Annotated in this window: 10 protein-coding genes; 7 read left to right on the plus strand and 3 right to left on the minus strand. The window is 29.3% G+C overall.

What is annotated here, in order from left to right; all coding sequences use genetic code 11:
* Positions 1–18 precede the first annotated feature (18 nt).
* From yidD to rpmH, 3 genes are read right to left on the minus strand one after another with little or no spacing between them, the layout of a single operon-like run.
* Positions 19–228 carry a membrane protein insertion efficiency factor YidD gene (gene yidD, locus CLLI_RS01925; protein ID WP_106062566.1) on the minus strand — a complete coding sequence of 70 codons (210 nt, stop codon included), beginning with the start codon at positions 226–228 and terminating at the stop codon, positions 19–21.
* On the minus strand, positions 225–563 hold the full coding sequence (gene rnpA / locus CLLI_RS01930) for a ribonuclease P protein component (protein WP_106062567.1): 339 nt from the start codon (positions 561–563) through the stop codon (positions 225–227). The genes yidD and rnpA overlap by 4 nt, the downstream gene beginning before the upstream one ends.
* A gap of 52 nt (positions 564–615) precedes the next feature.
* Complete coding sequence (gene rpmH / locus CLLI_RS01935) at positions 616–750, minus strand: 50S ribosomal protein L34 (protein WP_106062568.1); 135 nt, start codon at positions 748–750, stop codon at positions 616–618.
* 501 nt (positions 751–1,251) lie between these two features.
* Between rpmH and dnaA the strand changes: the two genes are divergently transcribed.
* The 7 genes from dnaA (at position 1,252) to gyrA (ending at position 10,150) form a co-directional block, all read left to right on the plus strand.
* Positions 1,252–2,613, plus strand: coding sequence for a chromosomal replication initiator protein DnaA (gene dnaA, locus CLLI_RS01940; protein ID WP_106062569.1), 1,362 nt, complete (start codon positions 1,252–1,254; stop codon positions 2,611–2,613).
* A gap of 258 nt (positions 2,614–2,871) precedes the next feature.
* Positions 2,872–3,975 (plus strand): DNA polymerase III subunit beta, encoded by a 1,104-nt coding sequence (gene dnaN, locus CLLI_RS01945; protein WP_106062570.1) that lies wholly within the window; start codon positions 2,872–2,874, stop codon positions 3,973–3,975.
* A 15-nt stretch (positions 3,976–3,990) separates the two neighbouring features.
* Positions 3,991–4,197 carry an RNA-binding S4 domain-containing protein gene (locus CLLI_RS01950; protein WP_106062571.1) on the plus strand — a complete coding sequence of 69 codons (207 nt, stop codon included), beginning with the start codon at positions 3,991–3,993 and terminating at the stop codon, positions 4,195–4,197.
* A gap of 116 nt (positions 4,198–4,313) precedes the next feature.
* Positions 4,314–5,405 (plus strand): DNA replication/repair protein RecF, encoded by a 1,092-nt coding sequence (gene recF, locus CLLI_RS01955; protein ID WP_106062572.1) that lies wholly within the window; start codon positions 4,314–4,316, stop codon positions 5,403–5,405.
* Between the two features lie 37 nt (positions 5,406–5,442).
* On the plus strand, positions 5,443–5,706 hold the full coding sequence (gene remB / locus CLLI_RS01960; RefSeq protein ID WP_106062573.1) for an extracellular matrix regulator RemB: 264 nt from the start codon (positions 5,443–5,445) through the stop codon (positions 5,704–5,706).
* Positions 5,707–5,723: 17 nt separating this feature from the next.
* Entirely contained in the window at positions 5,724–7,637 is a 1,914-nt protein-coding gene (gyrB, locus tag CLLI_RS01965) for a DNA topoisomerase (ATP-hydrolyzing) subunit B (RefSeq protein WP_106062574.1), read from the plus strand.
* Positions 7,638–7,657: 20 nt separating this feature from the next.
* Positions 7,658–10,150, plus strand: coding sequence for a DNA gyrase subunit A (gyrA, locus tag CLLI_RS01970; RefSeq protein WP_106062575.1), 2,493 nt, complete (start codon positions 7,658–7,660; stop codon positions 10,148–10,150).
* Positions 10,151–10,760: the final 610 nt, after the last annotated feature.

Below are 10,760 nucleotides of genomic sequence, written 5' to 3' on the forward strand. Positions count from 1 at the left end.
CATAAACCTCCAGACATTTTATTTAACAGGATCATATCCACCTTTATTAAAGGGATTACATCTTAAAATTCTCCAAAAAGCCATAAATCCACCCTTTAATACACCATACTTTGATATAGCATCTATTGCATATTGGGAACAAGTTGGGTAAAATCTACAACAAGGTCTTTTAAGAGGTGATATGTATTTTCTATAAAATTTAATTAGATAAATTAAAATTTTTTTCAACTATTATATAAGCCTGCCTTTTTAAATAAATTAATTAATGAAGTTTCTATTTCATTATAGCTCCTATCTTTGGAAGTTGTTCTTGCTATAACTACCAAGTCATAACCTTTTTTAAAACTTTCAAAATTAAGTCTATAGCTTTCCTTGATCAATCTTCTCACTCTATTTCGTATTACACTTTTTCCTACCTTTTTACTAACTGATACTCCAAATCTATTAAAATCATTCCTATTATTTTTATAAGTATATAGCACTAACAAATTATTAGAAAAAGACTTACCTTTTCTGTATACTACTCTAAACTCTGCATTCTTTCGTAATTTGTATTTCTTCATACTTATACTCCTTTTTTTCTGCAATTGCAGAAAAAGGCCACAAATAGCGGCCTTATGCTGTCAATCTCTTTCTACCTTTTTGTCTTCTTCTCTTTAAAACATTTCTACCTGCTAAAGATTTCATTCTTTTTCTAAAACCATGTTCTTTTTTTCTTTGTCTTTTTTTTGGTTGGTATGTCATAAACATCTACAATACACCCCCTTCTCGCCAAATGATTTTTATATAGCAATTGCCTTACTATCCAATTATAGTTTTACTATTAAATTATATATTCACAACTCTTTAATGTCAAGAAAAAGGCTATTGCTAATATTTTTAATTATTTTTTGTGGATAACTTCTTGAATACCCTTATAGGTTTTGATATTATTAATAAAGGGTTGTTGATAACTTAATTTGTTTTAAAAGTTATCAACAGCTGTTGATAACTTTGTGCATAACTTGTTACTTGTTATTTATAATTTTATTTTTTTATTATATTATATCCAATATCCAACATTTATTCATAGGTTGATAATGTTATTATTTAATTATTCACATATGTTTATAACCTCTATACAAAGAAAATATCAACTAAAATTATAAACATGTGAATATTTTTTTTAATAATTGTCAAGAAAAACTAATAATGTTCATAAATATTTATACATATTGTTAATTATTATAAACTTGAACTGGAGGATAAAAAATGAGTACCCAATTGAAAGATATCTGGGAAAAAACTTTAAACATCATAAAAGGAGAACTTACAGAAGTAAGTTTTAATACCTGGATAAAAAGTATTGTACCAGTAAAAATTGAAAATAATTCCTTATTTTTATGCGTTCCAAACGATTTTACCAGGGGCATACTCAATAGTAGATATAAAGATCTTATTATAAATGCTTTAAAATTAATTACTTCAAAAAAATATAATGTAGAATTTTTTATTGCTTCTGAGGATGCACCAGATTTGGAAACAAAAAATAAACAATCAGATACTATTTCAAATACTACTGCTAATGTAGTAGTAAATGATGAAATGTCCACTATGCTTAATCCTAAATACACTTTTGATTCTTTTGTTATAGGAAATAGTAATAGATTTGCACATGCAGCCTCACTTGCTGTAGCAGAAGCCCCTGCAAAGGCTTACAACCCACTATTTATATATGGAGGAGTTGGATTAGGAAAAACCCATTTAATGCATGCTATAGGACATTACGTTCTTCAAAATAATCCAAGGTCTAAAGTTGTATATGTATCTTCTGAAAAGTTTACAAATGAACTTATAAATTCAATAAAAGACGATAAAAATGTTGAATTTAGAAATAAATATAGGAATGTGGATATACTTTTAATAGATGATATACAATTCATAGCAGGAAAAGAAAGAACTCAGGAAGAATTTTTCCATACTTTTAATGCTCTATACGAAGCAAATAAACAAATTATACTGTCAAGTGACAGACCACCAAAAGAAATCCCTACATTAGAAGATAGATTACGTTCAAGGTTTGAGTGGGGTCTTATAGCTGATATACAAGCTCCTGATTTTGAAACAAGAATGGCCATATTAAAGAAAAAAGCGGATGTTGAACATTTAAATATACCTAATGAAGTAATGGTGTATATTGCAACTAAAATTAAATCCAATATAAGAGAACTAGAAGGTGCTTTAATAAGAATTGTGGCATTCTCATCCCTAACAAATAAAGAAATAAGTATAGATCTAGCTTCTGAGGCGTTAAAAGATATAATATCAAATAAACAATCTAAACAAGTTACTATAGAGCTAATTCAAGATATAGTGTCAAGTTATTTTAATTTAAGGGTAGAGGATTTTAAATCTGCAAGAAGAACAAGAAATGTAGCCTTTCCAAGGCAAATAGCTATGTATCTTTGTAGAAAATTAACAGATACTTCCCTTCCTAAAATAGGAGAAGAGTTTGGAGGGAGAGATCATACCACAGTAATCCATGCTTATGAAAAAATTTCTACTAACTTAAAAGAAGATGAATCACTTCAAAATACCATAAATGAATTAACAAAAAAAATAACTCAAAAATAGTTAACAATTGTTTATTATTTCTTTATAATATGCTGTGGATAATTAAAAATATATTTTTCTATCTTAATAATGTGGATAATAGTATACTTTTGTTGATTACTTATCCACAATTATTTTTTCTCGTAAATTCAATATTTTCAATGGCTGTATCGGTTATCAACAAATTCACAGCCCCTACTACTATTACTACTAAAAATTTATATATCTACTCTATCTATATGAATAATTTACAATGTGGATTATTAAGGAGGTCAAAATATGAAAATAACATGTGAAAAAAATATATTACAAGACGCTATTTCAATAGCTCAAAAAGCTGTTACTGGGAAATCAACTATGCAAATTCTTCAGGGAATATTAATAAACGCTAAAAATAACTCAGTAATATTTACAGGTTCGGATATAGATCTAAGCATTGAAACCAAAATAAAAGCAGACGTATCTGAAGAAGGATCAATTGTAGTAGACGCTAAACTATTTGGTGAAATAATAAGGAAACTTCCTAATGATATTATTGAAATAAGCACAGGAAATGATAATACGATTGAAATAATATGTCAGAAATCAAGATTCTCTCTTGTACATATGAATCCATCTGATTTTCCAGAGTTAACAAACATAAATGAAAATAGTATGTTTTCAATACCTGAAAAAATATTAAAATCTATGATAAAATCTACTATTTTTGCTACAGCTCAAGAAGAAACAAGACCAATATTAACAGGGGTTTTATTTGAGATAAAAGATAAGAAATTTAATTTAGTAGCATTAGATGGTTATAGATTAGCAGTTAGATCTGAATATATAGATAGTGATAATTCTATCAATGCAGTTATTCCCGGAAAAACTTTAAATGAAGTTGCAAAAATATTAGAAGATGGAGATAGCAATGTTAATATAACATTTACACCAAACCATATTTTATTCAGCATAGGTGAGACAAAAATAATATCCAGATTATTAGAGGGAGAATTTATAAGATACAATTCAATAATTCCAGAAGAATATAATTTAAAAGTTACTGTAAAGAGGACTGAATTATTAAACTGTATTGAAAGAGCTTCTCTTATGGGTAAAGAAGGAAATACAAGTTTAATAAAATTAAATATAGAAGAAGAGAACATGATCATAACATCTAATTCTCAATTGGGAATGGTAAGAGAAGAGGTTAGCATAATATTGCAAGGACAGCCGTTACAAATTGCATTTAATTCAAAATATTTAATAGATGCATTAAAGATAATGGAGGAAGAAGAAATAGTTATGGAATTATCAAGCAGTGTAAGTCCTTGTGTAATAAAAAATAAAGAACAGGATAATTGTACTTATTTAGTTCTTCCTGTTAGATTATTAAATAATTAAGGAGAGAGTAGTTTCATGAAAGAAATAATGATTAACACAGATGTAATAAAGCTAGATGCTTTTTTAAAATGGTGTGGTGCTGTAGGCATGGGATCAGATGCTAAAATGATGATACAAGATGGTATGATCAAGGTTAATGGTGAAGTAGAATTAAGAAGAGGAAGGAAATTAGTCAAAGGAGATAAAATAGAAATTAATAAAGAAACTTATATAATAATATAATACTTTTATTATGTATAGCACAATGTATGGTTAAGTTAACAAATGATCTTATTGTACGTTGTGCATACTAATTTGTGCAAAAGATATATTATGATATAATTATAATAGGTGTTTTTATGTATATTAAATATTTACAATTAATTAATTTTAGAAATTATAATAAATTAAGTATAGAACTTGATAAAAATGTCAATGTATTTATTGGTGACAATGCTCAAGGGAAAACTAATATTTTAGAAAGTATTTATTATTCTAGTGTTGGTAAATCCCACAGAACTAATAAAGATAAAGAAATGATTAATTGGAATGCTGAAAGTGCTTATATTAAGCTATATGTGGTTAAAAACAGATTAGATAAAAAAATAGAAATAAAGATATTTAAAGAAGGGAAAAAAGGTATAAATGTAAATTCTATAAAAATAAATAAAATATCCGAGCTTTTGGGTATATTGAATGTGGTTATGTTTTCTCCTGAAGATTTAAAGATAGTTAAGGAATCACCTTCTTTTAGAAGAAAGTTTTTGGATATAGAATTATGCAAATTAAGCAACAAATATTATTATAATTTAGTGCAATATAATAAAGTGCTTAATGAAAGAAATGCGTTGTTGAGAAAAGGTGGAAAAGAATTTTTAAGTATAATAGAAATATATGATAAGCAATTATCTAAGTTTGGTGCCTTTATTATAAAAGAGAGGGAAAAATACATAGAAAAGATGAATGAAAAAGGAGTTATCATACATAATGATATAACTGCAGGAGCAGAAAACATAAGCTTTGGTTATTTATCATCTATAAAGGGAGAAAATGATATAGAAAGTGAGTTATTTAATGCCTTATATAAAAATAGAAAAAGTGATTTTGAAAAGAAAAACACATCAGTTGGTCCTCATAGAGATGACCTTTCTATAAAAATAAACCATGTTGATGTAAGGAACTTTGGATCTCAAGGGCAACAAAGAACAGCAACTTTAACTATAAAATTTTCCTCATTGGAAATAATTAAAGATATTACAGGAGAATATCCAGTTCTACTTTTAGATGATGTCTTATCTGAATTAGACTCAAAAAGACAAAAATATATTTTAAATTCTATTAAAAATATTCAAACTGTAATTACCTGTACAGGTTTAGAAAATATAAAAAACCATATAGAGGGGAATTATAAGATATTCAACGTGGTAAAAGGAAAATGTATTAATAATTAAAATATTATTCGGTTTATACACCAAGGGAGGAATTTTTGTGTTTTTACATTTAGGAGAAAATGTTGTAGTCCCTTTAAAAGATATTATTGGAATATTTGATATAGAAACATCCATGTATAGTTCTGATACAACACAGTTTTTGAGAATGGCTGAAGAAGATGGTTTTGTTCAGAGAATAACCAAGGAAAAACCTAAGTCTTTTATAATAGCAGAGGTAGATAAAAAAAGTAAAGTATTTCTATCACCAATTTCATCTGCAACATTAACTAAAAGATCAGAAACATTATATTATGAACCTTAAAATTAAGGAGGATAAATATGGTAGAAGAAAAAAAACAAAGCTATGATGAAAGCCAAATACAAGTATTAGAGGGTTTGGAAGCTGTAAGAAGAAGACCTGGAATGTATATAGGAAGCACAAGTGCAAGAGGACTTCATCATCTTGTTTACGAAATAGTTGATAATAGCATAGACGAAGCATTAGCAGGATTTTGCGATAAAATAGACGTATACATTCACAAAGATAACTCAATAACTGTTGTGGATAATGGAAGAGGTATGCCTGTAGGCATGCATCCTAAAATGCATAAGCCAACAGTTGAAGTTATAATGACAGTACTTCATGCAGGAGGAAAATTTGGTGGAGGAGGATACAAAGTATCAGGAGGTCTTCACGGGGTTGGAGCTTCTGTTGTTAACGCTCTTTCAGAGGTCTGCGAAATTGAAGTTGCAAGAGATGGTTATATATGGAGACAAAGATATGAGAGAGGTAAAGCAGTTACAGGGTTAGATAAAATAGGTGAAAGTAATGAACATGGAACTAAAGCTTATTTTAAACCAGATACAGAAATATTTGAAGAAATAGAATTTGATTATGACACTTTAGCTCAAAGATTAAGAGAGCTAGCCTTTTTAAACAAGGGTACAAAAATAAATTTAATTGATGAAAGAACAGAAAAAAGTGAACAGTTTCATTATGAAGGAGGAATAAAATCCTTTGTATCTTATTTAAACAGAAACAAAGTGGTTTTGCATCCTGAACCAATTTATGTAGAGGGAGAAAAGGACGATTGTATTGTAGAAATAGCCTTACAATATAACGATGGATACACTGAAAATATCTTTGCATTCGCCAATAACATAGATACAGTTGAAGGTGGAACTCATCTAGCAGGCTTTAAGACTGCATTGACCAGAGTATTTAACGATTATTCTAAAAGATTTGGTCATATTAAAGAAAATGATAAAAATTTATCTGGTGAAGATATAAGAGAAGGTCTTACTGCTGTAATTTCAGTTAAACTTACAGATCCTCAATTTGAAGGACAGACAAAGACTAAACTTGGAAACAGCGAGGTTAGAGGAATTGTTGATAGTATAGTAGGAGAAGGAGTAGGAAGCTTTCTTGAGGAAAATCCTCAAATAGCAAAAACAATTATAGATAAATCATTAATGGCTTCACGAGCTAGAGAAGCAGCTAGAAAAGCTAGGGAGTTAACTAGAAGAAAGTCAGTTCTAGAAAGCACTTCATTGCCAGGGAAATTAGCAGACTGTTCTTCAAAAGATCCTAGTGAATGTGAGATATATATAGTTGAGGGAGATTCAGCAGGTGGATCAGCAAAGCAGGGAAGAAATAGAAAATTTCAGGCCATACTTCCACTTCGCGGAAAAATAATGAATGTTGAAAAACAAAGACTTGATAAGATTCTTAATTCAGATAGTATTAGATCCATGATAACAGCATTTGGTGCAGGAATAGGTAAGGATTTTGATATAGAGAAGATTAGATATAATAGAATAATAATAATGACAGATGCAGATGTTGATGGTGCACATATTAGAACATTACTGCTTACATTTTTCTATAGATATATGAAAGAACTTGTTGAACAGGGACACGTATATATTGCACAGCCTCCATTATATAAAATAACAAAGAGTAAGAAAGAGCATTATGTTTATTCAGATAAAGAGTTAGAAAATATACTTAATGAAATTGGAGGAAGAGATAATAGTACAGATATTCAAAGATATAAAGGTCTTGGAGAAATGAATGCTGAACAGCTTTGGGAAACTACAATGAATCCTGAACAAAGGGTTTTATTAAAAGCAACTGTAGAAGATGCTATGGCAGCAGATGAAATATTTACAATTCTTATGGGGGATAAAGTTGAACCGCGTAGAGAATTTATACAGGAAAATGCTAAGAAAGTTGTAAACCTTGATATATAAAGGTGGAAGGTGTGAAACAGATGAGCAATGAAGGAAAGGTTTTGGAAGTAGATATAAAGCATGAGATGAAAAAATGTTATATAGACTATGCTATGAGCGTAATAGTAGGTCGTGCTCTTCCAGATGTAAGAGATGGATTAAAGCCTGTACATAGAAGAATACTTTATTCTATGTATGAATTAGGACTTTATCCAGATAAGGGATACAGAAAGTGTGCAAGAATAGTCGGAGATGTTCTAGGTAAATATCACCCACATGGAGATTCTTCAGTTTATGATGCATTAGTAAGAATGGCACAGGATTTTTCTATAAGATATACTTTAGTAGATGGTCATGGTAACTTTGGTTCTGTAGATGGAGATTCTGCAGCAGCTATGAGGTATACAGAAGCTAAAATGAGCAAAATAGCCGTAGAAATGTTAAGAGACATAAATAAAAATACGGTGGATTTTATACCAAATTTCGATGGGTCAGAAAAAGAGCCTTTAGTAGTTCCATCTAGATTTCCTAATTTACTTGTAAATGGTTCAGCAGGTATTGCGGTAGGTATGGCCACTAATATACCGCCTCATAATTTAGGAGAAGTTATAGATGGTATTGATATGATTATCGAAAATCCAGATGTAACAATTCTTGAACTTATGACAAAAATTAAGGGACCAGATTTTCCAACATCAGGTATAATACTTGGTACAGCTGGTATAAGAGAAGCATATGAAACAGGTAGAGGAAGAATAATAGTAAGGGCCAAGGCAGATATAGAAGAAGAAAAGGGAAGACATAGAATTATTGTTACTGAATTGCCTTATCAAGTAAATAAAGCAAAGCTTATTGAAAATATGGCGGATTTAGTAAAGGAAAAAAAGATAGATGGTATATCTGATTTAAGGGATGAGTCTGATAGAGATGGTATGAGAATAGTAATAGAAATAAAAAGGGACTCAAATCCGAATATAGTTTTAAATCAACTTTATAAGCATACAAAAATGCAAGATACTTTTGGAGTTATTATGATTGCATTAGTAAATAATGAACCTCAGACATTGAATTTAAAACAGATTCTTGTGCATTATTTGAATTTCCAAAAGGAAGTAATAAGAAGAAGAACACAATTTGAATTAGATAAGGCTTTAGCACGTGCTCATATACTAGAAGGTTTAAGAATAGCCCTTGATCATATAGATGAGGTTATAAACTTAATAAGATCTTCTAAGAATACAGAAGTGGCTAGAACTGGTCTTATGGAGAAATTTAGTCTATCAGAAAAGCAGGCACAGGCTATATTAGATATGAGACTTCAAAGATTAACTGGTTTGGAACGAGAGAAGATAGAAAAAGAATACAGTGAGCTTATTAAGACTATAGCCCATTTAAGAGATATATTAGCTAACGAAGAATTGGTTTTAAACATTATAAAAGAAGAATTAATGGAAATAAAAAATAAGTATGGTGATGACAGAAGAACAGAAATACAAAAAAATGCTAATGAAATAAATATTGAGGATTTAATACAGGAAGAGGAAGTTGTAATTACATTAACTAAATCAGGGTATATTAAGAGAATATCTGCAGATACCTATTCTTCTCAAAAAAGAGGGGGAAAGGGTATTCAGGCTATGACAACAAAAGAAGATGATTTTGTTGAAAGGGTAGTTGTTACTTCAACTCATAGTAATCTATTATTCTTTACAAACTTAGGAAGAGTATACAGAATAAAGGCTTATGAAATACCTGATGCCGGAAGAACTGCAAAGGGAACTAATGTAGTTAATTTAATTCCTTTAAATCCTAATGAAAATGTAAAAGAAGTAATTCCTATAAGAGGAAAGATAGAAGAAGGATATTTAATAATGGCTACTAAGAGAGGTATTATTAAAAAGACACTTCTAAAAGAATTTTCTTCTATAAGAAAGAATGGATTGATTGCTATTAATTTAAGAGAAGGAGATGAACTTCTCAAGGTTAAGGTTACTAGAGGAGATGCTGATATATTAATTGTTACACGAAATGGTTATTCTATAAGGTTTAGCGAAAAAGATATCAGACATATGGGAAGAACTGCCACTGGAGTTAAGGCTATAACTTTAAGAAAAGGTGATATAGCTGTAAGTATGGATATAATAGTGGAAAATGAATATGTATTGATTGTTAGTGAAAATGGATTTGGAAAGAGAACTCCTGTATCTGAATATACACTTCAGAGAAGAGGAGGAAAAGGTATTATAACCTACAAAGTAGCAGAGAAAACAGGAAAAATAGTATCAGCAAGGGTAGTTAAAGACAGTGATGAGGTAATGTTAATAAACAGTAGTAATACTGCTATAAGAATATGCGCATCGGATATAAGTGTAACAAGCAGAAATGCCATGGGTGTAACTTTAATGAAAACAAATAAAGGTGAAAAAGTATTAGCAATTACTAAGATAAATAATGAAGATGAAATAAATGAAATAGATAATGAAGATGAAATAGATAAAATAGGTGAAATAAATGAAGTAAGTACCGATAAATAAAGATGCAGATATATATAATAAAAGAGCTAAAAACTTTTATACATAAGGTTTTTAGCTCTTTTATATATTCAAATTTAATATAAAATATTAACAACTTTATCACGTGTATCATTATAAGAAATATTAAGGAATATTAAGATATTATGAGAATTATTAATTTAATTTTGATTGATAGAATTGAATTAAATATGTTAAAAAAATAAATCTGATAGAATAACATTTGTCACTGCGAAATGCAGTGAAGAAATGAATAAACTGTATAGCACTTAAATTTAGTTAAGTTAGTAAAAAAAATGTTGACAAAGGTAAATTTAAGTGATAATATATAGAAGTTGCATAAAGCGACATGGTCTTTGAAAATTAAACAGAGAAGAGAAACCAGTCAATTCTTAACAGGTAACTGTTAAAATAGCGATGAGCTAAAAAATTGATAGAAACAAGCAGTACAGGGAATGTGGTGCAGTGAGGAGCGGAGTTTACTTCAGTAAATGAGCACCGGAGCAAGCCAACATGACGAAGTAATGCGAAGTTTATGGCAATTTTTGATTAAACTTTTAAATTGAGAGTTTGATCCTGGCTCAGGACGAACGCTGGCGGCGTGCCTAACACA

Source organism: Clostridium liquoris, from assembly GCF_002995785.1.
In the GTDB taxonomy this organism is placed as follows: domain Bacteria; phylum Bacillota; class Clostridia; order Clostridiales; family Clostridiaceae; genus Clostridium_AO; species Clostridium_AO liquoris.